We start from the raw sequence: 26,264 nt of genomic DNA, 5'->3' as shown, positions 1-26,264 counted from the left end.
GAATCAGCCCGTTATTTATTTGGAACGGCATGAAAGGCGATTCACCACCACGGGCAGGCGTTATTAATTCATCGACATACTTCCCATGAATTAATACGCCACCTTGCCAGATGAAATATTTGAGCCCATTCATTTCACGCCAAAAATGCAACATAACAACCAGCCTTCCATAACAAATAACCGGGTCTGATCCTTGGTACCCCGTATTCAGACAATGCCATTGATGATGCCTTCTTGTGTGAAGGCAAGAAATGGCCGTGCTTTTCAATCAAGATAAGGATGCATGATGAGAAAGTCCCTGTTGGCCACCGCCCTGCTGCTCTGCCCCGCCGCCTTCGCCGCCACGACGCACTGGGGATACAGCGGTGAAGCCGGTCCGGCGAAATGGGCCAGCCTGACCCCGGAATATGGCCAGTGTGCGGGCAGCAACCAGTCGCCGGTCAACCTCGCAGGCCTGGTGGAGGCCGAACTGGCGCCCCTGCAGTTCCACTACCGGACGGGTGGCAAGACGCTGGTCAACAACGGCCACACGGTGCAGGTCAACTATGCCCCCGGGAGCGCCCTGGAACTCGACGGCATGCGCTTCGAGCTCAAGCAGTTCCACTTCCACGCCCCCAGCGAAAACCTCATCGAGGGCAGGTCCTACCCCCTGGAGGGTCACCTGGTCCACGCCAACGCCAAGGGGGAGCTGGCGGTGGTCGCCGTGATGTTCGAACCGGGCTGGGCCAATGCCGCCCTGAGCCAGGCCTGGCAGGCGCTGCCAGCCAAGGCGGGGGAGAGTCACGAGCTCAAGGAAGGGGTCTCGGCAGAGGCACTGCTGCCCGCCCAGCACGACTACTACCGCTTCAGCGGGTCGCTGACCACCCCGCCCTGCTCGGAAGGGGTGCGCTGGCTGGTGATGAAGGAGCCGGTGCAGGTGAGTCAGGCGCAGATCGACGCCTTCAAGGCGGTGATGCACCATCCCAACAACAGACCCGTCCAGCCCCTCAACGGGCGACTGGTGCTGCAATAAGGTTGTATGTCACCGATTTGCGCAATAAAAAGAGGGCCTATCGGCCCTCTTTTGCATCTTCCGCAAAGGTGTTTACAAGCTGGCAGCGATGCGTGCCCCCAGCGCGGCGTTGTTCAACACCAGCTGGATGTTGGAGGCCAGGGAGTTGCCACCGGTCAGCTCGCACACCCGGGCCAGCAGGAAGGGGGTGGAGGCCTTGCCCTTGACCCCCTGCTCGTCCGCTTCCTTCAGTGCCTGGGCAATGGCTGCGTCTATGTCCGCCTTCGGCATCGCAAACTGGGCCGGGATGGGGTTCGCCACCACGGCGCCGCCCGCCAGCCCCAGCTCCCACTTCAGGCGCAGCGCCTCGGCGATCGCCGCCGGGGTATCGAGGCGGTAATCCACCTTGAAGCCGCTCTCCCGGGTGTAGAAGGCGGGCAGCTCCTCGGTCTGGTAGCCGATGACCGGCACCCCCAGGGTCTCCAGGTACTCCAGGGTCAGACCGATGTCGAGGATGGACTTGGCGCCGGCGCAGACCACGGCCACCGGGGTCTGGGCAAACTCCTGCAAGTCGGCGGAGATGTCGAAGCTCTCCTGGGCGCCGCGGTGCACGCCGCCGATGCCGCCGGTGGCAAACACCCGGATCCCGGCCATGGCGGCCACTATCATGGTGGAGGCCACCGTGGTGGCCCCCATCCCCTTGTTCGCCAGCACGAAGGGGATGTCACGGCGGCTGCACTTGATGGCGGCGTGGCCGGCCTTGCCCAGCGCCTCCAGGGCCCCCGCATCCAGGCCTACCTTGAGACGGCCGTCGATGATGGCGATGGTGGCCGGCACGGCGCCGTTGTCCCGCACCACCTGCTCCACCTGGCGCGCCGTCTCCACGTTCTGCGGATAGGGCATGCCGTGGGAGATGATGGTGGACTCCAGGGCAACGACGGGTTTGCCGGCGGCAAGAGCTTCGGCGACGACCGGTTGGATATCGAGGTAAGCGTTCAACATGGGTACTCCTCCAGCATGCGTTCAACGGCGGCCTTGGATAGGCCGGAAAAGACGGTATCGGAACAATTGACGGTGAGGGCGGCGCAGCCGAGGGCGAACCGGGTCGTCTCGACTATGTCCTGCTCCTGCAACCAGGCGTGGGCCAGCCCTGCCATGAAGGCATCGCCGCCGCCGGTCACGTTGACGACCGGGCTGCCGAGCACGGGCAGATGGCCCTGGCACGCCCCGTCGCTATAGAAGATCCCCTGATCGCCGAGGCTCAGGAAGAGCCGCTGCACCCCGGCGCGGTGGAACCAGGCCGCCGCCATGGGCCAGGTGTCGGGCCCGCCGATGGTGAAGCCGCACAGCTGCTCCGCCTCGGTGCGATTGGGTTTGAGGGTGTGGATGCGGTGCAGCCAGGGGCGGATCTTCTCCACCTTGGCCACCGACACTGTGTCCACGAAGATGATGTGCTCCCCCTGGCGCTCGAACAGCCAGTCAAGGGTGTGGGTCGCGAGGTTGGTGTCGAGCACCCAGAGCCGGGCCGCACCGAGAAAACCGCTCAGGGGGGCAAGCCGGGCCGGGGTGAGCTGCTCGATGATCCCCATGTCGTTGACGGCGCAACTCATCTCGCCGCTGCCATCGTGCAGGCTGAGGTAGCAGGAGGTCGCCTGCCCCTCCAGCACCAGCACCTGGCGCACGTCGACGCCGGCGCGCTGGCTCACTTCCAGCAGGTGGTGGCCGTATTGATCGTTGCCCACCGCGGTCAGCAGCCGGGTGTCGGTACCGAGGCGCGCCAGGTTCTCGGCGATGTTGCGCCCCACCCCGCCGGCCGAGGTACGCACCTTGCCGGGGTTGGAGTCGCCGATGCGCAGGTTGTCGTGGCTGCAGCCGCAGATATCCATGTTGGCGCCGCCGATCACCACGGCGTAGGGGCCTTCTCGCAGCACATAGCCGCGCCCCTGCACATAGCCCTGGCGCATCAGGCTGGAGATATGGCTCGCCAGCGCCGAGCGACTGATGCCGAGCCTGTCCGCCAGCTCCTGCTGGGCAATCATGGGGTCCTGGCGCAGCAGGGCGAGGATCTCTTGCTCACGTTCCGTCATAGACAAACATCCAGTTACAAACGTTTGTCCATTATCATCGAGAAACGTTTTCCCGCCACGATTGCGTGCAAGAAATGTCGGGTCAGCCACAAAAAAATCACCGGGCAAGCCCGGTGATCCCTGATGTCGATATGCGCAGCCCGCTCAGTCCAGCCGCACCCAGACCTCGCTCCCCTCCAGACGCACCGGCCAGCAGGCGACGCTCAGGGCCGGATCGTCCAGACAGCGACCGTCCATCAGGGCGTAGCGCTGCTTGTAGAGGGGCGAGGCGACCACGGGCTCCCCACCGGCATCCCCCACCAGGCCGCGCCCCAGCACGGCGACGCCGGCCAGGGGGTCCACCCCGTCCAGGGCATAGACATGCTCCCCGAGGCGAAACAGCGCCAGCACCCGCCCCTCCAGCCAGGCGCTGCGCCCGGCCTGCTCCGGCAGCGCCGCCAGCTCGCATACCCGATGCCAGGCCCCGGTCGCTGACTGCAAGGCCTCTTCTTTTATGTCGCTCATACCACCTCCTTGCTGCTGATGGCGGGCGTGCAACCCGTTGCCCCCGCTCATACCACCTCCTTGATAGCGATATCCGGCACCCATTGCCCCCGCTCCTCACGGCGCGGCGGCGTCTCGTCCTCGGGTCGGTTGACGAAGGCCTCGAACAGCTTGAGCTTGTCCGGATCCGCCAATGTGCTCTTCCACTCGCACTGCCAGGTGCCGACGATGTCACTCATCATGGCCTCCAGCTCGGCGCCGATGCCGAGCCTGTCCTCGATGATCACCGACTTTAGGTAGTCGAGCCCCCCTTCCATGTTCTCCATCCAGACCGAGGTACGTTGCAGCCTGTCCCCGGTGCGCACATAGAACATCAGCAGCCGATCGATGTAGCGGATCAGGGTCTGCTCGTCCAGATCGGTGGCAAAGAGGTCCGCGTGGCGCGGCCGCATGCCGCCGTTACCACACACATAGAGGTTCCAGCCCCGCTCGGTGGCGATGACGCCGATGTCCTTGCTCTGGGCCTCGGCGCACTCCCGGGTGCAGCCGGAGACCGCAAACTTCAGCTTGTGAGGGGCCCGCAGCCCCTTGTAGCGATGCTCCAGGGTCTGGGTCAGGGTCATGGAGTCCTGCACCCCGTAGCGACACCAGGTGGAGCCCACGCAGGACTTCACGGTGCGCACCGACTTGCCGTAGGCCTGACCGGTCTCAAAGCCCGCTGCCACCAACTCGCCCCAGATGGCGGGCAGCTGGTCGACCCGGGCGCCGAAGAGATCGATGCGCTGGCCGCCGGTGATCTTGGTGTAGAGGCCGTACTTGCGCGCCACCTCCCCTATGGTGATGAGGCCCTCCGGGGTGATCTCCCCCCCCGGGATGCGCGGCACCACCGAATAGGTGCCGTCCTTTTGCAGGTTCGCGAGGAAAGCGTCGTTGGTATCCTGCAGGCCACGGTGCGGCTTCTCCAGCACGTGCTCGTTCCAGAGGGACGCCAGGATGGAGGCCACCGTCGGCTTGCAGATGTCGCAGCCCAGCCCCTGGCCATGCTTGTCGCGCAGCGCCTCGAAGCTCTTCAGCTCGCCCACCCGGGCCAGGTGATAGAGCTCCTGACGGCCGTAGGCGAAGTGCTCGCACAGCCCCTTGTCCGCCTCGACGCCAAGGTCTGCCAAGGTCTGATCCACCACCTGCTTGAGCAGGTTGCCGCAGCCGCCGCAGCCGGTGCCCGCTTTGGTGCAGCTCTTCACCGCCGAGAGCTCGTGATTGCCCGCCCGAACGGCGGCCACCACGTCCCCCTTGCTGACGTTGTGGCAGGAGCAGAGGATGGCGCTGTCCGGCAGCACCAGGGGCGCCGGAGCGGCCCCTGCCTCCCCCACCAGCAGGGAGAGCGGCGGCTGGGGCAGCGCCACCCCGTTCTGGTAGTACTGCAGCAGCCGCTCATAATCGGCCCCGTCTCCCACCAGGATGGCGCCGAGCAGGCGGTTGCCCTCGCCGTCGGTCACCAGCTTCTTGTAGATGCCCTTGACCCTGTCCAGCAGCAGCAACTCCTGGGCGCCGGCGGTGCTGGCGTGGGCATCGCCGATGGAGCCCACGTCCACCCCCATCAGCTTGAGCTTGGTGGACATGTCGGCCCCGATAAAGCGGGTCTCGCCGCCGCACAGACTGGCCACGGCGGCCCGGGCCATCTGGTAGCCGGGAGCCACCAGGCCGAAGATGCGCCCCTGCCAGAGCGCGCACTCGCCGATGGCGAGGATGGCGGGATCCGAACTGTGGCAGCCGTCGTCGATGCAGATGCCGCCGCGCTCCCCGACGTCCAGCCCCGATTGCCGGGCCAGGGCGTCGGCGGGTCGAATACCGGCGGAGAACAGCAGCACGTCGGTCTCAATGTGGGAACCGTCCTTGAAACGCAGGCGATGACGGGCCTGCTCCCCCTGCTCTATGCACTCGGTGGCCTTCTCCACCAGCACCTCGACCCCGAGGGCCTGGATCTTGTCCCGCAGCACGGCGCCGCCGCTCTCGTCGAGCTGCACCGGCATCAACCTGGGGGCGAACTCCACCACCTGGGTCTTGAGCCCGAGCAGGCGCAGGGCGTTGGCGGCCTCCAGCCCGAGCAGGCCGCCACCGATGACCACGCCGCTGCGGGCCTGGGCGCAGGCATCGCGGATGGCAGCGAGATCTCCCAGGGTGCGATAGACGAAGCAGCCCTCCCGCTGATGGCCGGGGATGGGGGGCACGAAGGGGACCGAGCCGGTCGCCAGCACCAGGCGGTCGTAAGGGAACTGCTCGCCGTTGGCCAGCGTCAGGGTGCGGGCGGCCCGGTCTAGCACCTCCACCTCGGCCCCCAGCCGCAGCGTTATGCCGTGCTCTTCATACCAGGCGGGATCCGCCATGCGCAGGGCCTGGGGCGCCTTGCCGCCGAATACCTCGGACAGGTGCACCCTGTCGTAGGCGGCGTCCGGCTCGGCGCCAAACACCGTCACCTGGAAGCGCGTCAGCCCGCCGGCCGCCACCAGCTGCTCGACGAAGTGATGCCCGACCATGCCGTTGCCCACCACCAGCAGCCGCTGCTTTTCGGTCTTGTCGGCGGAACCGCTGTTCTGGCAATCGATCAGATCCCTGCCGTCCCCTGTCATCCACTGTATCTCTTTGTCAGTCATGTCTCTCTTCCTTGAATCCGGCGGGCTCAGGCGCGCAGCTTGCTGCGCACCTGCCCGGCTGCCTTGAGGGGGGTCACCTTGCGCTGCTTCTCGTAGAGGAAGCGCAGCACCTGCTGGCGCAGCTTGTGGTAGTGGGGGTCATCCGCCAGGGCGACCCTGTCCCTGGGCCTTGGCAGGTCCACGGTCAGGATCTCCCCGACCGTGGCGCTGGGGCCGTTGGTCATCATGACGATGCGATCGGAGAGCAGCACCGCCTCGTCCACGTCGTGGGTGATCATGATGACGGTGTTGCCAAGCTCCGCCTGGATCGCCATCAGGGCATCCTGCAGATGGGCCCGGGTCAGGGCATCGAGGGCGCCGAACGGTTCGTCCATCAGCAGCACCTTGGGGGAGAGTGACAAGGCGCGGGCGATGCCGACCCGCTGCTTCATGCCCCCCGACAGCTCGTGGGGCATCTTCCGGCTGGCGTGATCCATCTGCACCAGTGAGAGGTAGTAGTCCACCCGCTCCGCCACCGCCCGCTTGTCAGACTCCACCTGGGCCACCGCCAGCGCCACGTTCTGCTGGACGCTGAGCCAGGGCAGCAGCGCATGGTTCTGGAACACCATGGCCCGCTCGGGCCCCGGCCCCGCCACCTCGCGGCCATCGAGGATGATGCCCCCCAGGGTCGGCTCCAGCAGCCCGGCCACCAGGTTGAGTACCGTGCTCTTGCCGCAGCCCGAGTGACCGATGAGGGAGACAAACTCCCCCTTCTCGATGCGCAGGTTGACCCGGCTCAAGGCCTCGAAGCGCCCCTGCTCCGTCTCGAACGAGATGCCGAGGTCGCTTATCTCCAGATAACTCTTCATTGGCTCTTCTCCTGCCTGAATAGAAATGTGGTTAACGCAGCACCTGGCGCTTGTCCTGAAGCAGGACCACTGCTGCAGGGCCTGTGCTGCCTCGGTTGCCCGCGGGCGCTCCTAGCGCAATACCTGGCGCTTGTCCCAGGACAACCACTGCTGCAGGGCCAGCATGCCCCTGTCCAGGGCACAGCCGATGAGGCCTATGGTGATCACCGCCACCATGATACGGGCCAGGGAGGACGAACCGCCGCTCTGGAACTCGTCCCACACGAACTTGCCGAGCCCCGGGTTCTGGGCCAGCATCTCCGCCGCGATCAGCACCATCCAGGCCACCCCCAGCGACAGGCGCAGGCCGGTGAAGATCATGGGCAGGGCGCCGGGCAGCACGATGCGCCGCACATGGGTCAGGAACGACAGGCGCAGCACCCGGCTGACGTTGTGCAGATCCCGGTCCAGCCCCGCCACCCCGACTGCCGTGTTGATCAGGGTCGGCCAGAGGGAACAGAGGGTCACCGTCAGGGCCGACGTCAGGAAGGACTTGGCGAGCCAGGGGGTGGGGCTGGCGTAGAGGGCGCTCACCACTAGCGTGATGAGGGGCAGCCAGGCCAGCGGCGACACCGGCTTGAGCAGCTGGATCACCGGGTTGGCGGCGCGATAGAGCCCCTGGTTCATGCCGAGCAGCACCCCGCACGGGATGGCGATCAGGGTCGCGAGGCCAAAGCCGCACAGCACGGTGAGCAGGCTGGTGGCTATCTGATCGAAGAAGGTGGGGCGTCCTGTGTAGGGGCGCAGCTTCACCTCGGCCGCCGGATCCTCCGCCAGCCTTGCCGCATTGCGCGCCTGCTGGCGCTCGAGGAAGGCCGCCGCCTTCTCCCGCTCCTGCAGATGCTCCTGCCCGAGGGACCAGAGCTGGCTGGCGGTGGCGAGCGGCCCGGGCAGGGTGCCCAGACTGGTCTGCACCTGGCTCGCCCCCCACTGCCAGAGGCCGAGGAAGAGCAGCACGCCGAGCAGGGGCTGCACCATGACTTTCCAGTTGACGGCTTTCAAATGGATGAGGGGCCACGTGTGTCGTTTCATTGCGTTCTCCTTGCTCATTGCACCCGCTCATCGCCCTTGAGGCCGATGGCGAACTGCTGCAGATAGGCGTTGGGGTGGCGGCCGTCATAGATGAGGCCGTCGATGAAGCCATCCTGGGGGCCGCGATAGCCCTGCTCGCTGGCAAAGTCGGGGAAATCCTGCGCCTTGAGCTTGCCCTCGGCGATGAGGGCCTCGGCGGCCTGGCGATAGACGCCCGGTTGATAGACCGCCTTGGCCACCTGCTCGAACCAGGCGTCCGGCTTGGCCTCGGGGATCTGGCCCCAGCGCCGCATCTGGGTCAGGTACCAGATGGCATCCGAGTAGTAGGGATAGGTGGCGTGGTGGCGGAAGAAGACGTTGAAATCCGGCACCTGGCGCTTGTCCCCCCTGGCGTACTCGAAGGTGCCGGTCATGGAGCTCGCGATCACCGCCTCGTCGGCCCCCACGTACTCGGGTTTGGCCAGCATCCTGGCCGCCTCGCGCCGGTTGCCGTTGTCGTCTGCATCCAGCCACCAGGCCGCCCGCAGCAGCGCCTTCACCAGCCGGACATGGGTGTTGGGGTGGCGCTCGGCCCACTGCCGGGTGACGCCGAACACCTTCTCCGGGTTGTTGCGCCAGATCTCGTGATCCGTGATGACGGGCACCCCTATGCCCCTGGCGACCGCCTGCTGGTTCCAGGGCTCACCCACGCTGTAGCCGGCGATGGTGCCCGCCTCCAGGGTGGCGGGCATCTGGGGCGGCGGTGTCACCGAGAGCAGCACGTCCGCCTGACGCTGGCCCGAGTTGTCGCCGAGTGTGGGCGCATAGAAGCCGGGGTGCAGGCCGCCTGCGGCCAGCCAGTACCTGAGCTCGTAGTTGTGGGGGGAGACGGGGAACACCATCCCCATGTTGAAGGGCTTGCCCGCCTGGCGGTAATCCGCCACCACGGGCTTGAGGGCGGCGGCGCTCACCGGCGGCGGCACCTGGCCCGCCTGCGGCCTGGGCAGCTGGGGCGCCATGGCGGCCCAGACGCTGTTGGCCACCGTGATGGCGTTGCCGTTGAGATCCATGGCGAAGGCCGTCACCAATTCGGCCTGGGTGCCGATGCCGATGTGGGCCGCCAGGGGCTGACCCGCCAGCATCTGGGCGCCGTCCAGCTCGCCGTCTATCACCCTGTCCAGCAATATCTTCCAGTTCGCCTGGGCCTCCAGGGTGACGTAGAGTCCCTCGTCCTCGAAATAGCCCCGCTCGTAGGCCACCGCCAGCGGTGCCATGTCAGTCAGCTTGATGAAGCCGAGCCTGAGCTCCTCCTGCTCCGGGGCTCCCAGTGCCAGCACCGGCAGCGACAGCGCCGCCAGCAGCAGCCCCGCACATCCTTGTCGTCCGTTCATTCCAGTCCCTCACTCGGTTCACTCTTCCCGGCGGCCACGCCACGCTCCTGGGAGTTGCAGCGCCACCTCGTTGCAGCGCTGCGACCCGAAAGGCGAGTCGCGACCAAAAAAAAGCCCCACCGATCCGGGATCGGTGGGGCTTCTTTGCCCTGTTGCGGAGGAATGGCCGGATGGCCCTTCCCTGTCCGCTGTCTCTTCACTTGCTATCGTGTATTCGGTTATTCACTTTCCGTGCCAGCTCTGCCAGTGCCCGCCAGACGGGCTTTCGCCCCTCCAATCCCGCCCTCGCCACCCCCAATTTGCCTCAATTAGGCGCAGTTGCACCAAAACGGTTGGCCACCAGGACGCTCAGGCGGGCAATGCCAGCAACAGCTGCCGCGCCAGCTCCCCCAGGCTCAGGTGACGGCTCATGGCGGTGCTGCGCATCAGGCGATAGGCCTGTTCCTCGTCCAACCCCTGATGGCGCATCAGCCGCCCCTTGGCCTGCTCGACGAGCCGCCTCTCCTCCAGCTTCTGGCGCAGCTCGCTCTCGGTCTGCATCAGGGCCTGCACCATGGCGAGCTGGCTGCGGGCCAGGCGCAGCCACTGCTCCACCGGCTCCCGCTCGCCGCAAGGGTGGGGCACCAATAGCACACCCTGCCGCAACAGGGCGAGCTGGGTGTCTCCCCCCAGCCGCTCGCAGAACAAGAGGCGCGGCAGGCCGGGCCAGAGGGAGAGGCCGAGGCGCACCTCGGCGCCGAACTGTCGGCAGCTGACGAGCAGGGCGTCCCCCTGCTCCATCGGGGTCAGCAACTGCCGGGTATCGAGGATCCTGGGCTGATGACCGTAGTGGCTGACCAGCAGGGCCAGCCGATTGGCCTGACCGGGATCATCGGCGTGGATCAGCAGGCGGGAAGCGGGGCCGTCCTGACCCCGGGTGGAAAGAGTAGTCATGGCGCTCCTTGCCAACGGCTATCGCAACTTGTCTGCTGCCAATGCCGCAACATGAAGGCCAACTCTTTGAATCTACCTCCTTTTTATCTATCAGGAGGTAGTGGGGGTAGAGGGTGGATATCGGCTCAGGCGACCCGATCCAGCGCCTCCGTCAGCAGACCTTGCAGCTCGGCGCGCAGGCGCACCACCTCCCCCACGATGATCAGCACCGGGCTCTGGCCGAGCAGGGCCAGCGCGGCCTGCGCCAGCCCGTCCAGCGTGGTCTCGTGCACCTGCTGGCGGGCGCTGCACCCGGCCACCACCAGGGCCACCGGCACATCCAGTGAGGCCCCCGCCGCCAGCAGCCCCTGCCGGATCTGGGCCGCCCGCTCCAGCCCCATGTAGAACACCAGGGTGTGGCCGGCCCGGGTCAGCCCCTGCCAGCCCTGATAGTCGCGCTCGTCCATCAGGTGCCCCGTCACCAGGGTCAGGGAGCGGGCCAGTCCCCTGTGGGTCAGGGGGATGAAGGTGCTGGCGGCGCACCCCAGGGCCGCCGTGATCCCCGGCACCAGCTCGGCGGCGATGCCGTGCCGGGCCAGGTGCAGCGCCTCCTCGCCGCCACGGCCGAACACCAGGGGATCCCCCCCCTTGAGGCGCACCACCCGCTTGCCGGTGCGGGCCAGGGCCAGCAGCAGGGCGTTGATCTCCTCCTGGGTCGGGCTCGGCTCGCCGCAGCGCTTACCCACGTCGAAGCGGGCCGCCCCCTGGGGAATGCGGGCCAGGATCTCGCTCCCCACCAGGCGGTCATAGACCACCACCTCCGCCGCCTCGATGCGTTGCAGGGCGCGCAGGGTCAACAATTCGAGGGGGCCGGGGCCCGCTCCCACCAGACTGATTTGGCTCATCTCAGGCTCCTTGTGTCCTGGCATCGCACTAAGCGGATGCCAGGAAAACATGTTTGATCAACAACTTGTCTATCTCGGGCAGGCAGGTACCGCAGTTGCTGCCGCAGCCGAGCAGGGCCTGCAGCCCCGCCAGCTCGCTCACCCCCTGCCGGGTGATGGCATCGACGATGCGCTGCTCCGATACCCGCAGGCAGGAGCAGACCAGCCGGCTCTCCCCGGCCAGGGCCTGACTCAGGGTCTGGCTCAGGGCCCCCGCCTGGAGCGGCGTGCCGAGCAGGCTGGCCAGCAGATCGACCTTGATGTCCGGGCGCCGCTCCCCCATCAGCAGGATGCCTTCGATGCGATCCCCGGCCAGGGCCACGGCGAGCCAGCCCTCTTTCAGGGGCAGCCTGAGCCAGTGCCCCTCGGCCCCCAGCCGTTGCCACAGGCGCTCGGGGCTCTCTGACCAGGAGGCCAGCAGGGTGCAGTTGCCCTCGGGCAGGGGGCGCCTGGCCCACCAGTCCACCCCCTCGCGCCAGTCATGGCGGCCGCACCAGAGCCCCTGCCAGCGGGTGGGCTGCGCCCTGGCCTGCACTCGCCCCTGCTTGAACATGGGCTGGCCCGAGAGGGGATCCACCACGGCGGCGATGAGACGGTTGACCGCCCCCTGGCTGCACTGGCTGTCGGTCCAGTGCATGGGCAGGAAGGCCTCCCCCTCCCTGAGCCCCTCGTCCAGCCCGACCAGCAGCAGCGCCTCCCCGAGCGCGTTGCAGAGGCGCACCAGATCCCCCTCCCTGGCGCCGAGCGCCAGCAGGCTGGCGGCCCCCACCCGCACCCTGGGCCAGGGCTCGGCCTCCTGCAACCTGGGCACGTGACCGGTGCGGGTCATGGTGTGCCACTGATCCCGCAGCCGCCCGCTGTTGAGGAGCAGGGAGACAGCCCCTGCAAGCGGGGGCGTTTCTGGCTGCTCGGGGAAGCGCTGGGCCAGGGGCAGCAGGCGGGCCCGGCCATCCGGGGTGGCAAAGCGCCCGTCCTCGAACAGGCGATCACGCCCTTTGGGCCAGCGGGCATTGACGGGCCAGCGCAGGGGGGCCAGGGCCTCGAATTCGGCACGGGTGAGACCCGCCAGCCCCGAAATGTCGAACTGGCGGGATCCGTCGTTTTCAAACCCGGAGAGGGCGGCATGCTCGCAGAAGATCTCGTGCTCGTGTTCATAGGCGAACCCCTCGCCAAAGCCGAGCCGGCGGGCGAGCCGGGTCAGGGCCCACCAGTCGGGCCTGGCCTCCCCCGGCAGGGGCAGGAAGGCGCGCTGGCGACTGATGGTGCGCTCGGAGTTGGTGACGGTGCCGCTCTTCTCCCCCCAGGCGGCGGCAGGCAACAGCAGGTGGGCGAGGCGCGCCGTGTCGGTGTTGGCCGTCACCTCGGAGACCACCAGCAGCTCGCAGCGGCTCAGGGCCTCGCGCACCCGGTTGCCGTCCGGCAGGGAGACCGCCGGGTTGGTGCCGAGCACCCAGAGCGCGCGGATCTCCCCCCGATGCACCGCCTCGAACAGCTCGACGGCCTTGTGCCCCGGCCCGCGCACCATGGTCGGGCTCCCCCAGAAGCGCTGTACCCGATCGCACTCGGCCTCGCCAAAGCCCATGTGGGCGGCGAGCTGGGTCGCGAGCCCCCCCACCTCGCGCCCGCCCATGGCGTTCGGTTGCCCCGTCATGGAGAAGGGAGCCGCCCCCGGCTTGCCGATGCGGCCGCACATCAGGTGGGCGTTGAGGATGGCGTTGGCCTTGTCCACCCCCTGGTTGGACTGGTTGATCCCCTGGCAGAACAGGGTGACGGTTTTGGGGGTGCGGGCAAACAGCTGGTAGAAGCCGAGCAGATCGCTGCGGGAGAGACCGCAGCTGCGGGCCACCTCGTCCAGTTGCCAGGCGGGGTCGTCCAGCGCCGCCGCCAGCGCCTCGAAGCCGCTCACATGCTGCGCCACATAGGCCTTGTCCCAGCCGTCGCAGTCGAGCAGGTAGCGGCACAGACCGTTCCAGAGCGTCACGTCGCTGCCGGGCTTGAGCGCCAGGTGCAGATCCCCCTGCTCCGCCGTCATGGTGCGGCGGGGATCCAGCACCACCAGCCTGAGCTCGGGGCGCCGCGCCCGCGCCTGCTGCAGGCGACGGAACAGCACGGGATGGGTCCAGGCTGTGTTGGCGCCGGTCAGCACCACCAGATCGGCGAGCTCCAGATCCTCGTAGCAGGCGGGCACCAGATCCTCCCCGAAGGCGCGCTGGTGAGCCACCACGGCCGACGACATGCAGAGCCGGGAGTTGGTGTCCACATTGGCACTGCCGAGGTACCCCTTCATCAGCTTGTTGGCGACATAGTAATCCTCGGTGGTGAGCTGGCCCGACAGGTAGATGCCGATAGCCTCAGGCCCGGACTCTGCCATGATGGCGGCCAGGCGTTCCGCTAGGGTGTCCAGGGCCTCCTCCCAGCCGATGCGCTGCCCCATCCAGCGCGGATAGAGCAGGCGATCGGGAAAGGCCAGGCTCTCCAGCAGGCTGGCCCCCTTGACGCACAGGGCGCCGCCGTTGGCCGGATGCTGCTCATCCCCCTGCAACTGCCAGTTGTCGCCCTCCCGGCTCAGCCGGATGCCGCACCCCACTCCGCAATAGGCACAGGTGGTCTTCATTCCCTTGCTCCTTGTCATGTGTCTGACGAGGGGCCCATAAAAAAGCGTCCGCCCCCCCTGCGGGGACGGACGCCATTGTCCGGATGCCTCATCGTCTTGTATGGGAAAGTAACTGCAAACCCCGCGCCAGGATGCAAGGGGCGCCGCCATTGCGCGTCAGCGTGCCGGGCTGCGCCGCCACGGTGCAGCCGCCCCCTTGTTGGGCCCGCTGGACGGGAATGCGCCCCACGGGCTGGGCAAGGGGTCCACCGAGGGTATAATGCGCCGCCACACAGGAGAACGAGATGAAAGTGTCAGGTTACGGCGCCGCAGAGCGGGTCGATGCGCGGCCGGATGCGGCCCCCGAGTATTGCGCCATCGGGCTGGTCAACCCCAAGTCACCGGAGAACGTGGGGGCCGTGATGCGGGCCGCCGGCTGCTATGGGGCAGACGAGGTCTACTACACGGGGCAGCGCTTCGAGCTGGCGCGCCGCTTTGCCACCGACACCAAGCAGATGGTGGAGAAGATCCCCCTGCTCGGGGTCGAGGAGCTGCTGGCGTTCGTCCCCGAGGGCTGTACCCCTGTGCTGGTGGATCTGATCGAGGGGGCCACCCCCCTGCCGGACTATGTACACCCGGCGCGGGCCTTCTACATCTTCGGCCCTGAGGATGGCACCCTGGAGCCCGCCCGCTTCGCGGCGGTGAAGGAGGTCATCTATGTGCCGACTCAGGGTTGCATGAACCTGGCCGCCTCGGTCAACGTGATCCTCTACGACCGGCTGGCCAAGACGCTGAGATCGGGAGGCTGAGGGCAGAACAAGGAGGTGATCTACGTGGCCACAGCACGGCTGCATGAACCTGACCGCCTCGGTCAACGTCATCCTCTACGACCGGTTGGCCAAGACGCTGAGATTGGGAGGCTGAGGACAGAACAAGGAGGTGATCTACGTGACCATAGCATCAGGGTTGCATGAACCTCGCCGCCTCGGTCAACGTGATCCTCTACGACCGACTGGCCAAGACGCTGAGATCGGGAGGCTGAGGGCAGAACAAGGAGGTGATCTACGTGACCACAGCACGGCAGCATGAACCAGGCCGCCTCGGTCAACGTAATCCTCTACGACCGGCTGGCCAAGACGCTGAGGGCGGAGGCTTGAGCAAGAGGGTGCGCTACGTGGCAAACATGGCGCTAGGGTAACGGCTTGCGCGCCCTCGCCTCCTGCTCCCGGATAAAGTCCCGGAAGTAGTCGTAGAGCCGGTGTTTCCGATAGATCTGTGCCAGCTTCCCCTGCCTTGCCAGGGTGCGCATGCCGGGATCCCAGAGCCCGTGCAACTGCCTGCCCCGCTCGTTATCGGCGAAGATGGGGTAGGTCGGGATCCAGCGCAGGAAGACCTGGGCCAGTTCCGGAGGGAGGGAGCCCTTGGGATAGAGGACGCCGGCGGTCAGGTAGTAGCGGTAGCGCCCCTTGACCAGCAGTTGCAGCGCCATCTCATGGCTGTCTATCTCGTGCCAGCGCATCGGCACCGGGATGAATTTGTCGAAGGCCCAGCCCCGCAGCCAGAGCACCTCCTGCTCCTTCAGGCTGGCCTCCCCCGTCCACAGCGGCAACCAGCGCTTCTGCATCACCACGGTCACGTCGTCGGCCGAGTCCGGATAATCCGGCTGATGGACGCCGTCCACCTCCTCCCGATAGACCCCCATCGCCATGTCGCCCCCCTTCTGCACCACCGCCAGCGCCCGTTTATAGGGCACCAGGTGAGGCTGCACCACATAGCCTTCTGGCTCATAGATGGCGCGCACCAGGTCCAGGTAGATCCCGCTGCCATCCCTCTGGCAGAAGCCGGGCCAATCATCGCAGTAGACGTGCAGGGTGTCGGCCCGCAGGGGCCAGACGATCAGAAGGGAGCACAACAGGAGCAGACGAACCATGGGTTTCCTCGGTGGTATGGCCATCGGCGGTGCTCACCGCAGACGGCCCGTTCAGGCTTACAGATAGCATAGAAAACTGCCGTGCCAACCGACATTTTCCTGATTTTGCGAGCGGGTCGAGGGTTATTGCCACCCCCTCAGGTATCATGAGAAACAAGATTCATTAGTAGCCCAACCAGAGGGGAGTTTCTCATGCCAACCATCAAATCCCTGCTCTGCCCCGTCGACTTCTCCGACATGTCCAGGGCCGTGCTCGACTACGCCGTCTTCATGGCCAATACACACCAGGCCGAGCTCAAGCTGGTCCACGTGGTGGATCAACTGCACGGCTTCGACAGCTACAAGATCCTGCACATGACCGCCATCGAGATCACCCACGAGATGGAGCGCCAGGCCAAGAACCAGCTGAAAGAGCTGGTGGCGCTGCTGCCCATCCCTGCCAAGTTCGAGGTGCGCTTCGGCCGCGCCGCCGACGAGATCGTCCTCCAGGCGAAGGAGGACAAGGTGGATCTGGTGGTCATGGGCAGCCACGGCCGTTCCGGCATCAGCCATCTGCTGGTGGGCAGCGTGGCCGAATCCGTAGTGCGCCACGCCCCCTGCCCGGTGCTGGTGGTGCGCAAATAATCCCCGCCTGATGCGCGAAGGCCAGCACGAGCTGGCCTTTTTGCCATCTGCGCCCTCTCAACCGTGGGCATAGATGACGCTGCCCCCCTTGATGGTGTCGATGATGGCCCTGGACTGCTCCCGCGGCAGGGCGGGGCAACCCCAGCTTCTGCCCAGCTTGTCAAATTTGCGCAGATGCTTCGGGCTCGCATAATCCGCCCCGTGCACCACGATGGCCCGCTTGCGGGCATTGCTGTTCTTGCCTGGGCTGAGCCCGTCGAGGCGCAGGGAGTAGCCGTGCTTGCCCTGATAGGTTTCGGCGGTGCGATAGACCCCGAGGGAGCTCTGCCGGGAATTCATCTGGTTGGAGAACTGGCGGGCGGCCAGCTCCCCGGAGTTGCGGCCGTGGCTCACCCAGGTGTGGTAGAGCAGCTTATGGCGCTTGACGTCGATGACGAACAGCCGGCGCATGGTCGAGGGCTTGCTGTAGTCGATGATGGTGAGGATGGGCTTGCGCTTGTGGCGTACCTTCTGGTAACCGTCCAGAGCCTGGCGAAATACCTGCTTGTCGAGCTTGCCCGCCAGGCCCAGCTGGCGATAGAGATCCTGATCCCAGCTGGCGTGACTGGCTCCGCTGAACCAGAGCGCTCCCAGCAGCAGTGGCAGGCTCAGCCAGAGTCGGCCGCACCACGCCCTCCAATCCTGTCCCTTCATCCTTGAAGTCGCTCCCCTTGCTGTCGGTGACCTGACGCCCCGAGTGACACCGCATCCTGCAGGATAGTTATATGCAAGCCCTTGATTGCGAGCAATAAAAAACCACAAAAATGCCGACCCGAGTCGGCATTGCATGGATTGTTGCGCACACCCGCCTCAGGCACGGCTGAGATAATCCGCCTGCCCCACCCACTTGTAGCTGGTTAGCTCGGTCAGCCCCATGGGGCCGCGGGCGTGCAGCATCTGGGTCGAGACCGCCACCTCGGCCCCGAGGCCGAACTGGCCGCCGTCGGTAAAGCGGGTGGAGGCGTTGACATAGACCGCCGCCGAACCGGCACCGTTGACGAAGCGTTCGGCGTTGGCGAGGGAGTTGGTCAGGATGGCATCGGAGTGGCCGGCGTTGTGCTCGCGCATATGGGCCAGCGCCTCGTTGACATCGGCCACCAGCTTGACCCCCAGGGTCAGCCCCAGCCACTCGGTGTCGAAATCTTCCGGGCCCGCCTCGCACAGGTTGTCACCACCGGCCAGCAGCGCCATGGCATTGGGGGCCCCCACCAGGGTCACCTTGCGCTCGTTCATGAGCGCCACCAGCTGCGGCAGGAAGGTGGCGGCCACCTTCTCGTGCACCAGCAGGGTGTCGAGGGCGTTGCAGGCGGAGGGGCGCTGCACCTTGGCGTTGTCGATGACCGCCAGGGAACGCACCAGGTCGGCGCTCTCGTCCACGAAGATGTGGCTGATGCCGAAGCCGCCGATGATCACCGGGATGGAGCTGTTCTCCTTGCACATCTTGTGCAGGCCGGCGCCACCGCGGGGGATGATCATGTCCACGTAGCGGTCGAGGCGCAGCAGCTCGCCCACCAGAGCCCGGTCCGGGTTGTCGATGTATTGCACCGCCGCCTCGGGCAGGCCGGAGGCCGCCAGCGCATGCTGGATCACCCGCACCAGCTCCAGGTTGGAGTGGAAGGTCTCCCGGCCGCCGCGCAGTATGCTGGCGTTGCCGGTCTTGAGGCAGAGGCTGGCGATGTCGATGGTGACGTTGGGACGCGCCTCGTAGATGACGCCGATGACGCCGATGGGCACCCGGCGACGAGAGAGGCACAGGCCGTTCTCAAGCACCCGGCTGTCGATCTCGGCGCCGACCGGATCGTCCAGGGTGATCACCTTGCGCACGTCCGCGACGATCCCGGCCAGACGCGCCGGGTTCAGCAGCAGGCGATCCAGCATGGCCTCCGTGAGCCCCGCCTCGCGCCCGGCGGCGATGTCCTTCTCGTTGGCCGCCAGGATCTGGGCACTGCGTGCCTCCAGCTCGTCGGCGATGGCCGCCAGCGCCCGGTTCTTCTGCGCCGTGCTGACGGTCGCCAGCTGATAGGCGGCCTCGCGGGCCGCCAGCCCCATTTTCTCCAGACTCATAGCCTTATCCCTTTTTCTTTCATTGGGACTGCTCATAGCAGCACCATATCGTCTCTGTGAATGGCCACGGCCCCGTAGCCGTACCCTAGCACCTGTTCGATCTGATCCGAGTGTACCCCGCGCAGTTTCTCCAGCTCGACGTGATCGTAGCGGCAGATGCCGCGCGCCAGCTCGCTCCCCTTGGGATCCAGGATGCGCACCACCTCGCCCCTGGCGAAGTCGCCCTTCACCGCCGTGATGCCCTTGGGCAGCAGGCTGGAGCCCTTCTCCTGCATGGCGGCCACGGCCCCCTGATCCACCTGCACCTCTCCGTGCGGAGGGGGGCCCGCCAGGATCCAGCTCTTGCGCCCTTCCAGCGGTGAGGCCAGGGCCGGGAACAGGGTCCCCACCCGCTCCCCTGCGGCGAGACGGCCGATCACTTCCGGGATCTGGCCGGTGGCGATCACCACGTCCACCCCGGCCCGGCGGGCCACGTCGGCCGCCTGCAGCTTGGTGGCCATGCCGCCGGTCCCGAGGCCACTGACGCTGTCACCGGCGAGGGAGCGCAGGGTGTCATCTATGGTCTGCACCTCTTCGATGAGCTGGGCATCCGGGTTGGTGCGCGGATCGGCGGTGAAGAGCCCCTTCTGATCGGTCAGCAGGATCAGCAGATCGGCGTCTGCCAGGATGGCGGCACGGGCGGAGAGGTTGTCATTGTCCCCCACCTTGATCTCGGCGGTGGCCACGGCGTCGTTCTCGTTGATGACGGGAATGATGCGGTGATCGAGCAGGGTACGCAGGGTATCGCGGGCATTGAGGTAGCGCTCCCTGTCTTCCAGATCGGCGCGGGTCAGCAGCATCTGGCCGATGTGCAGCCCGTAGAGATTGAACAGGTCCTGCCACACCCGGATGAGCTGGGTCTGGCCGACCGCCGCCAGCATCTGCTTGTTCGGCAGGGTAGGCGCCAGCGGAGGATGGCCCAGGTGTTCACGACCGGCGGCGATGGCCCCCGAGGTGACCAGGACGACACGGTGTCCGTGTCGATGCAAGGCGGCACACTGCCTGACCAGCTCCACCATGTGGGCACGGTTGAGCCGGGCAGATCCCCCGGTGAGCACGCTGGTGCCCAGTTTGACGACTATGGTTCTGTTTTCCATGGGAACGAAGGGTTAGAAAAGTAAGGAATCCCTTTATACCCACGGCCCTGTTGCCCTGCAAGGCAATTAAGCCTGCCGGGTTGCAAGGGCAAGAGAGAAGCGGCCCCGCGCCAGTCAGACAGGGGGCCGGGAGATCAGGCCGCCGTCACGCTCAGCTCGGCGGTCACCTGGTCGGCGGGTGACAGGGTGCACTCCAGCTGGGCCAGCTTGCCGCTGATGAGCTTGTAGAAGTGATGGAGAGTGCGCTCCACCTCGGCCTGGTGCTTCTTGGGCAGCGGTTTGTCGAGCCAGACCCCCTCCGCATTGTAGAAGCCGACCTGATAGTGGTAGCTGAAGTGGTGATCCTCCTGCTCCAGCACCAGCCACCAGCCCCAGAACTCCCGCTTGTCCGGCGCCGGCTTGGCGCTGACGCAGACGGACAGGCAGTCGAAGCGGTAGCGCCCCTCCTCGCACAGATCTTCACGCAAATAGGGGCCAATGGCCGCGAACTGCCGCAGCAATCGCTTGTAGGTCACTCTCTCTGACATGCTGAACCTCCCTGTTGAACAAGCCATACCATCACATGGTGATGTTACATTTTTAGTTTTATATCATGTACATAAGTGCTTTTTCAGCCAATCGACCGTCTCTTTCAGCGCCTCGTCATACACCTCGAGCAGCGGCTGCTTGTCAAACACCACCGCCTTGCCGTTGCGACTCGCAGCGGCCAATGCCCGGACATCCTGCTCGGGGCAGATGAAATCTTTCTTGTGACCGATGCTCAGGATGGGCACAGAGGTGCGGCTCCCCAGCAGCCCCTGGGTCTTGAGGGAGAAGACCTGGCACTTGGTGCGCAGCAGATCCCACTGGCCAGCATCGGCCCCCAGCCGGTTTGCCAGGCCGTCGCGCATCATGCGGGGGCAGCGAGCAAACAGCTCCTGGTTGGTGAACACCTGATTGATGCCGGCACCGATGCAGACCACGGTCCTGAGCTTGAAGGGCTCGACGAAGGCGAGGCGGGCCGCCACATTGCCGGCCAGGCGGAAACCCACCATGGCGATGCGCTGGTGATCGACCCAGGCCACCTCGGCGAGGTAGCCCAGCACTGCCTGGTGCAGGCGGCTGGTGTCCTGCACCAGCGGCCAGTGCTCGGCATAGCCGGTCCCCGGCATGTCCAGGGACAGCATGCCGATGCCGTGGGGCTCGAGGCACTTGAAGTAGAAGTTGAGAAAGTCGACCTGAAGGGAGTCGATGCCACCGCTGACGATGACCAGGGGCACCGGCTTGTCGGTGGTGGGCAGGTGCAGATAGCCCTGGATGGTCTTGCCGCGGAACGGGACCTGCAGCTCCTTGAGCGGCACCTTGAACAGGCGTCCGGCCTCGCGATAGGCCATGTTGCCGAGCAACTGGGCCTGATCCGCCAGCTCGTCGTGCTTGAGGTGGGGGTAGCTCGCGATGGAGTAGTAGCGCACCGCCTTGAGCAGATGCTTCAGGGCGCTGGCCGATTCCCCCTGGGCCACCAGCTCGCGCCCCCGGTTGAAGTAGCGACCGGCCAGCTGGCTCCACTCATAGACCCAGTTGCCGGGCACATAGCCCTTGATGGTATCCAGGTAGCGCTCGTGGCTGCGCTCCCCCTGCCCCATGGCGATCTGGGCCAGGGTCTGTTCCACCTCCACCGGATCCGCCCCCTGCCAGGCCCAGGTCGGCCGACGCAGCAGGCGATACCAGCGGGGGGAGAGGGCACCGTCGATAAAGCTCTCGGTCAGCGAGCCATCGTGCTCGTCAACTGGGCTGGAATTGGAGATTTCGGAGGTTTCCAATACCTTTTTGACCCGGGTGAACAGCTTTTCCGTCAGGTTGGTATCGTCGTTTGGTTCCAAGATGGCGGCTCTTCTGTCGCAAACAATGCTCCATCTTAACCACTTTTCAGGGCGGGCAGCCACACCTGAAACGCATCGGGCCCCAAAAGGGGCCCGAGTGGATCATTGATGCCTCAGGGAGCCAGACGCGGCGACCGGTCGAGGCAGGGCAATGATCAGGCTTCGTCGCAGATAGGCTTGGCGAATTCCAGCGCCATGTCCCAGGGCTGTTCGATCCAGGTGTCCTGCGGGATGGCGACTTCGAAGTCATCCACCAGGGGCTCCCCCATGGGTTTGGCGAAGATGGTGATGAACTTGGCCTTGGGATAGAGCTCGCGGATCGCCTTGGCGGTACCGCCGGTGTCCACCAGATCGTCCACCACCAGCCAACCTTCGCCGTCACCGGCCGTGGTGGCCGCCTTGACGACCACCAGTTCACGCTGGTTGTCGTGGTCATAGCTGGAGATGCAGAGGGTTTCGACGTTGCGAATGCCAAGTTCGCGGGCCATCAGGGCCGCAGGTACCAGACCGCCGCGGCTGACGGCGATGATCCCTTTCCACTGGCTGACAGGCAGTTGACGACGGGCCAGACGGCGCGCTTCACGTTGCAGGTTATCCCAGGATACGTAGAACTTTTTTGGCATGCTATCGATCTCAACGAGTTATAAAGCAATCACTTAAGAGGCAAGGACCCCGGCAGACACAGGGGATCCGGTCAATTCTGGCGCTCCGTTTCCCGAATTTTGCTTGCACGTCTGCCGCCTCAGGGCTGGCGCCTCGGTGGCAGACACGGATGCAATGAACGCAGGGATTGGAGGTAGCTGGCGGCCATGTCGGGCAGGATCCCGCACTCGGGCCGGCTGTTGGGCCGGTATGATAGCACCCTTTGTCGATAAAAAGAGTGGCAAACGTATGCGAAAAGCAGGAAAAGTCGGCCATCTCCCGCCGTTCAGGCTACACGGGGAACAGGTTTTCGCCAGCAGGGTGTCCATTCGAGCAGCTAATTTCCGAATGCCGGACAAAAAAATAGCAGGGGAGGATGGGGTCCTCACTCCTGCTGCTCTTGGGTTGCCTGTCTGCCTCAGCGGCGACTGGCGTAGGGATTCGGGTAGTTGAAGCCCTGGGTATAGAGGGATTGGGCAAACCAATAGGTTGAATTGCTGCCTGACATCATGAACTCCTGATTGCTTAACAAGTTACGTACCTTAATGCGGGTTCAAATCCTTGAACGGACACTCGGTTCCATGGAGGCGCACTTGCTTTGCTTCGGTTCCCTGGAGGCATTGATTGTCATCCTGACAAGTGGGCTGGCCACGGCGGCTAATTTACCATTCGGCGCCGAAATGACAATGTTTTTGTGATGCGCATCACAAATCTCATCTTGTGCTGATTCAACGAGGCGGGACAGTGAAGTGCGCCATGTCGACGCCCTTTGCCAGCACAAGCAGACCGCTATTTGCGCTGATCGCTCACATTTTTGCGTGATTGACTGTATTATCGTTGTCCTCTTCCCAGGCCCGCAGATGGGGCCCCGACAATTTCCATGCTGGTAAGGAGTCCCGACGTGGCACAGCTCAGTTCTCTGTCTCCCAAGTTGATTTGGCAATTCTTCGAGCAGATCTGCTCCATCCCCCACCCCTCCAAGCACGAAGCCCAGCTCAGCGCCTGGATAGTGCAGTGGGCCCAGGGAGAAGGCCTGGCGGTCAAACAGGACGCCGTCGGCAACATCATCATCAAGAAACCGGCCACGCCGGGGATGGAAAACCGCAAGGCCGTGGTGCTGCAAGCCCACATCGACATGGTGCCCCAGGCCAACGCGGACACCCAGCACGACTTCACCAAGGATCCCATCGATGCCTACATCGATGGCGAATGGGTCACCGCCCGCGGCACCACCCTGGGTGCCGACAACGGCATGGGCATGGCGGGTTGTCTGGCCGTGCTGGCCGACAAGAGCATCAAGCACGGCCCGCTGGAAGTGCTGCTGACCACGGACGAAGAGACCGGCATGACCGGCGCCTTCGGTCTGGAAGCGGGCTGGCTGGAGGGCGAGATCCTGCTCAACACCGACTCCGAAGAGGATGGCGAGGTCTACATGGGCTGCGCCGGCGGGGTGGATGCCAATATCCGCTTCCCCCTGGAGCGGGTCGCCGCCGCTGAAGGCGAAGGCTTCGAGCTGCAGGTCAAGGGGCTGCGCGGCGGTCACTCCGGGGTCGACATCCACCGCGGTCGCGGCAACGCCAACAAGCTGCTGGTGCGCCTGCTCAAGGCCGCCGAGCCGCTCGGCCTGCGTCTGGCCGAGATCCACGGTGGCACCCTGCGCAACGCCATCCCGCGCGAGGCCCGCGCCAGCCTGCTGGTGCCCGCCGCCAGCGTCAACGAGTTCAAGGCCCTGGTCGACCGTTACACCGGCATCTATCAGAGCGAGCTGGCCGCTACCGAAGCCAACCTGACCGTGCTGCTCACCGCCCGGGACAAACCGGCCCAGCTGATGAGCGAAAGCCTGCAGTCCCGCCTGCTGGACGCCCTGATGGCCTGCCCGAACGGGGTGATGCGCATGAGCGACGCCATTCCGGGCGTCACCGAGACTTCCACCAACCTGGGCGTCATCAAGACACTCGACGGTGAGGTGTACGTGCAGTGTCTGATCCGCTCCCTCATCGATTCCGGTCGCGAGAGCATCGAGCAGATGACCCGCTCCCTGTTCACCCTGGCCGGCGCCAGCTGCGAGTTTACCGGCGCCTACCCGGGCTGGGCACCGAACGTGGACTCCCCTGTGATGGCACTGGTGCGCAGCAGCTACCAGACCCTGTTTGGCGAGATGCCGAACGTCATGGTGATCCACGCCGGCCTGGAATGCGGCCTGTTCAAGAGCGCCTATCCGGACTGGGACATGGTCTCCTTCGGCCCGACCATCCGCGGTGCCCACGCGCCGGGCGAGAAGGTGCACATCCCGGCGGTCGAGCGTTTCTGGCAACTGCTGGTCCACGTGCTGGAACATATCCCCGCCAAGTAAACAGCCGCGTCACCTCGACAACAAAGATGCCCCGCCCCGTGCGGGGCATCTTTTTGGCTGCCCCTCCCGGCCTGCCAGTTTTTGCCCAGCCTTCGCCCTCCCAACCGCGACCCGGGCTTGAAATCGTATCCATAAGCAACCCTGCTTTTGAAAACCTTTTCCATGATTTGTGTAAATTTACAACACAAAAAGTTGATCCAGGTCACAGAAGGCCATAGGATCAAACCGTGACCCAGGTCACACGCAACCGATGAACACCAACCGATGAGGTGAATATATGTTTGAGAACCTGGCAGTGCTGTTCCACCTGAAGGGTGCAACCAGCAAGAAAGGCGTCGAAGAGAAAGACACTTATGCGCCTGCAACCCGCAACTACTACTTCCGCTATGGCGCCTGATGTCGTCCGTCCGGAAGTTGAAGTTAGCAACGTAATAAAACTACAAAACAATCCAGCAATCCACACAACAGCCACCCCTTCGGGGCGCTGTCCTGCCCGGGCCAGATGTTCCACGGCCAAACCTGAACTCCAACCATGAAGATGGGGCCAGCAGGCCCCATTTTTTTATTGCTTGTCCCCCGTGCCATCTTGCTGCGATGCGGGCACCGGCATCATATCGCCTTTCCCAGCGGCACCGCCTCCGCCGGGGCCAGGGGGAAATGGCAGGCCACCTGATGAGCCGCACCGCCGCACGGCTCCAGATCGGGTGACGTGGTGCGGCACAACTCAGTCGCATAGGGGCAGCGCTGATGGAAGTGGCAGCCGCTCGGCGGCGAGATGGGGGATGGCACGTCCCCGGTCAGCAGGATGCGCTGGCTGCGCCTGCGGGGATCCGGCACCGGGATGGCGGAGATCAGCGCCTGGGTATAGGGGTGACGGGGGGCCAGATAGAGCTGCTGGGCCTCTGCCAGCTCGACGATCCGGCCCAGATACATGACCGCAATCCTGTCGGAGATGTGCTTGACCACCGACAGGTCGTGGGCGATGAAGATGATGGCCAGGTTCATCTCCCGCTGCAGGGTGAGCAGCAGGTTCACTATCTGGGACTGCACCGAGACGTCGAGGGCCGACACCGCCTCGTCGCACACCAGCAGCTTGGGCTTGAGGGCGATGGCCCGTGCGATGCCGATGCGCTGGCGCTGGCCTCCCGAGAACTCGTGGGGATAGCGATCCGCCGCGCTGCCGGGCAGCCCCACCTTGTCCAGCAGCTCCTGCACCCATGCACGCCGCTGTTCGGCGTTGCCCTTGCCGTGGATGATGAAGGGCTCCTCCAGGATCTGCCCCACGGTGTGGCGGCCGTTGAGGGATTCTGCAGGATCCTGGAACACGACCTGCATCTCCTGGCGCAGGGAGCGCATCTCCCTGGGCGAGAGGTGGGTGATGTCGCGCCCCTCGAAGGTGATGGAGCCGGCGGTCGGCTCGAACAGCTTGAGCAGGGAGCGCCCCAGGGTGGACTTGCCGCACCCCGACTCCCCCACCAGGCCGAGGGTCTCCCCCTGCCGGAGATCGAAGCTGATGCCATCCACCGCATAGACGGTGTATTGCTTGCGCAGGAAGCCGCCGCCCATCTTGAAGTGCTGTTTCAGATCCCGTATGGACAACAAGGTGCTCATGACGCTCTCCCCCCACCGCTTGGGAGGCACAGTGGCGATGCCTCTGCCCCGCAGAA

The 26,264-nt window shown here is 65.5% G+C and carries 22 protein-coding genes and 3 pseudogenes; 7 read left to right on the top strand and 18 right to left on the bottom strand.

Annotation, left to right across the window (positions count from 1 at the left end):
* The first annotated feature begins 286 nt into the window (after nt 1–286).
* Nucleotides 287–1,012, top strand: a complete 726-nt coding sequence (locus AB5Y72_RS19440; protein WP_042079148.1) for a carbonic anhydrase — start codon at nt 287–289, stop codon at nt 1,010–1,012.
* 72 nt (nt 1,013–1,084) lie between these two features.
* On the opposite strand, the gene AB5Y72_RS19435 is transcribed toward AB5Y72_RS19440, so the two are convergent.
* From AB5Y72_RS19435 to AB5Y72_RS19390, 10 genes are all read right to left on the bottom strand, one after another.
* The gene (locus tag AB5Y72_RS19435; RefSeq protein ID WP_322129958.1) at nt 1,085–1,993 is read right to left on the bottom strand and encodes a pseudouridine-5'-phosphate glycosidase; all 909 of its coding nucleotides are present in this window, start codon (nt 1,991–1,993) and stop codon (nt 1,085–1,087) included.
* Nucleotides 1,987–3,078, bottom strand: a complete 1,092-nt coding sequence (locus tag AB5Y72_RS19430) for a PfkB family carbohydrate kinase (RefSeq protein WP_042079146.1) — start codon at nt 3,076–3,078, stop codon at nt 1,987–1,989. Before AB5Y72_RS19430 ends, AB5Y72_RS19435 begins: the two co-directional genes overlap by 7 nt.
* 144 nt (nt 3,079–3,222) lie before the next feature.
* A complete protein-coding gene (gene nirD, locus AB5Y72_RS19425) occupies nt 3,223–3,582 on the bottom strand; it encodes a nitrite reductase small subunit NirD (protein WP_325782029.1) in 360 nt (119 codons plus the stop codon).
* A 47-nt stretch (nt 3,583–3,629) separates the two neighbouring features.
* Nucleotides 3,630–6,212, bottom strand: a complete 2,583-nt coding sequence (gene nirB / locus AB5Y72_RS19420) for a nitrite reductase large subunit NirB (protein ID WP_325782028.1) — start codon at nt 6,210–6,212, stop codon at nt 3,630–3,632.
* Between the two features lie 26 nt (nt 6,213–6,238).
* Entirely contained in the window at nt 6,239–7,060 is an 822-nt protein-coding gene (locus AB5Y72_RS19415; protein ID WP_323881724.1) for an ABC transporter ATP-binding protein, read from the bottom strand.
* 111 nt (nt 7,061–7,171) lie between these two features.
* Complete coding sequence (locus AB5Y72_RS19410; protein WP_216989679.1) at nt 7,172–8,131, bottom strand: ABC transporter permease; 960 nt, start codon at nt 8,129–8,131, stop codon at nt 7,172–7,174.
* 14 nt (nt 8,132–8,145) lie between these two features.
* Nucleotides 8,146–9,501: a CmpA/NrtA family ABC transporter substrate-binding protein gene (locus AB5Y72_RS19405; RefSeq protein ID WP_264786896.1), complete on the bottom strand. Its 1,356-nt coding sequence runs from the start codon at nt 9,499–9,501 to the stop codon at nt 8,146–8,148.
* Between the two features lie 348 nt (nt 9,502–9,849).
* The gene (locus tag AB5Y72_RS19400; protein ID WP_160837605.1) at nt 9,850–10,434 is read right to left on the bottom strand and encodes an ANTAR domain-containing response regulator; all 585 of its coding nucleotides are present in this window, start codon (nt 10,432–10,434) and stop codon (nt 9,850–9,852) included.
* 125 nt (nt 10,435–10,559) lie between these two features.
* The gene (cobA, locus tag AB5Y72_RS19395; RefSeq protein ID WP_210557458.1) at nt 10,560–11,318 is read right to left on the bottom strand and encodes a uroporphyrinogen-III C-methyltransferase; all 759 of its coding nucleotides are present in this window, start codon (nt 11,316–11,318) and stop codon (nt 10,560–10,562) included.
* 28 nt (nt 11,319–11,346) lie between these two features.
* Nucleotides 11,347–13,971 carry a nitrate reductase gene (locus AB5Y72_RS19390; protein ID WP_216989678.1) on the bottom strand — a complete coding sequence of 875 codons (2,625 nt, stop codon included), beginning with the start codon at nt 13,969–13,971 and terminating at the stop codon, nt 11,347–11,349.
* 284 nt (nt 13,972–14,255) lie between these two features.
* Here AB5Y72_RS19390 and AB5Y72_RS19385 point away from each other — a divergent pair, with 284 nt between their 5' ends.
* The 4 genes and pseudogenes from AB5Y72_RS19385 to AB5Y72_RS19370 form a co-directional block, all read left to right on the top strand.
* A complete protein-coding gene (locus AB5Y72_RS19385) occupies nt 14,256–14,759 on the top strand; it encodes an RNA methyltransferase (RefSeq protein WP_245195949.1) in 504 nt (167 codons plus the stop codon).
* Between the two features lie 9 nt (nt 14,760–14,768).
* A pseudogene (locus AB5Y72_RS19380) lies at nt 14,769–14,874 on the top strand (TrmH family RNA methyltransferase); the annotation flags it as partial.
* Between the two features lie 12 nt (nt 14,875–14,886).
* Nucleotides 14,887–14,992, top strand: a pseudogene (locus AB5Y72_RS19375) (RNA methyltransferase); the annotation flags it as partial.
* 9 nt (nt 14,993–15,001) lie between these two features.
* A pseudogene (locus AB5Y72_RS19370) lies at nt 15,002–15,107 on the top strand (TrmH family RNA methyltransferase); the annotation flags it as partial.
* Nucleotides 15,108–15,139: 32 nt separating this feature from the next.
* Here AB5Y72_RS19370 and AB5Y72_RS19365 read toward each other — a convergent pair.
* Nucleotides 15,140–15,880, bottom strand: a complete 741-nt coding sequence (locus AB5Y72_RS19365; protein ID WP_042079135.1) for a hypothetical protein — start codon at nt 15,878–15,880, stop codon at nt 15,140–15,142.
* 192 nt (nt 15,881–16,072) lie between these two features.
* Here AB5Y72_RS19365 and AB5Y72_RS19360 point away from each other — a divergent pair, with 192 nt between their 5' ends.
* Nucleotides 16,073–16,504 carry a universal stress protein gene (locus tag AB5Y72_RS19360; RefSeq protein ID WP_042079134.1) on the top strand — a complete coding sequence of 144 codons (432 nt, stop codon included), beginning with the start codon at nt 16,073–16,075 and terminating at the stop codon, nt 16,502–16,504.
* Between the two features lie 57 nt (nt 16,505–16,561).
* Here the strand turns inward: AB5Y72_RS19360 and AB5Y72_RS19355 are convergent, their stop codons facing one another.
* From AB5Y72_RS19355 to gpt, 6 genes are all read right to left on the bottom strand, one after another.
* A complete protein-coding gene (locus AB5Y72_RS19355; protein WP_216989676.1) occupies nt 16,562–17,197 on the bottom strand; it encodes a murein L,D-transpeptidase catalytic domain family protein in 636 nt (211 codons plus the stop codon).
* A 156-nt stretch (nt 17,198–17,353) separates the two neighbouring features.
* On the bottom strand, nt 17,354–18,607 hold the full coding sequence (locus AB5Y72_RS19350; protein ID WP_325782026.1) for a glutamate-5-semialdehyde dehydrogenase: 1,254 nt from the start codon (nt 18,605–18,607) through the stop codon (nt 17,354–17,356).
* A 32-nt stretch (nt 18,608–18,639) separates the two neighbouring features.
* Nucleotides 18,640–19,743, bottom strand: a complete 1,104-nt coding sequence (gene proB, locus AB5Y72_RS19345) for a glutamate 5-kinase (RefSeq protein ID WP_042079131.1) — start codon at nt 19,741–19,743, stop codon at nt 18,640–18,642.
* Nucleotides 19,744–19,877: 134 nt separating this feature from the next.
* Entirely contained in the window at nt 19,878–20,270 is a 393-nt protein-coding gene (gene crl, locus AB5Y72_RS19340) for a sigma factor-binding protein Crl (RefSeq protein WP_209793200.1), read from the bottom strand.
* Nucleotides 20,271–20,333: 63 nt separating this feature from the next.
* A complete protein-coding gene (frsA, locus tag AB5Y72_RS19335) occupies nt 20,334–21,602 on the bottom strand; it encodes an esterase FrsA (protein ID WP_042079129.1) in 1,269 nt (422 codons plus the stop codon).
* A gap of 155 nt (nt 21,603–21,757) precedes the next feature.
* Nucleotides 21,758–22,225, bottom strand: coding sequence for a xanthine phosphoribosyltransferase (gene gpt, locus AB5Y72_RS19330; protein WP_209793199.1), 468 nt, complete (start codon nt 22,223–22,225; stop codon nt 21,758–21,760).
* Between the two features lie 920 nt (nt 22,226–23,145).
* Between gpt and AB5Y72_RS19325 the strand changes: the two genes are divergently transcribed.
* The gene (locus AB5Y72_RS19325) at nt 23,146–24,597 is read left to right on the top strand and encodes an aminoacyl-histidine dipeptidase (protein ID WP_325782025.1); all 1,452 of its coding nucleotides are present in this window, start codon (nt 23,146–23,148) and stop codon (nt 24,595–24,597) included.
* 609 nt (nt 24,598–25,206) lie between these two features.
* Here the strand turns inward: AB5Y72_RS19325 and AB5Y72_RS19320 are convergent.
* Nucleotides 25,207–26,208, bottom strand: coding sequence for an ABC transporter ATP-binding protein (locus AB5Y72_RS19320; RefSeq protein ID WP_216989674.1), 1,002 nt, complete (start codon nt 26,206–26,208; stop codon nt 25,207–25,209).
* Nucleotides 26,209–26,264: the final 56 nt, after the last annotated feature.

It is taken from the genome of Aeromonas sp. R7-4 (assembly GCF_040908055.1).
GTDB classification, from domain to species: domain Bacteria; phylum Pseudomonadota; class Gammaproteobacteria; order Enterobacterales; family Aeromonadaceae; genus Aeromonas; species Aeromonas sanarellii.
Note: the sequence above shows the minus strand (reverse complement) of the source record. Positions and strands in the feature narration are given on the sequence as shown.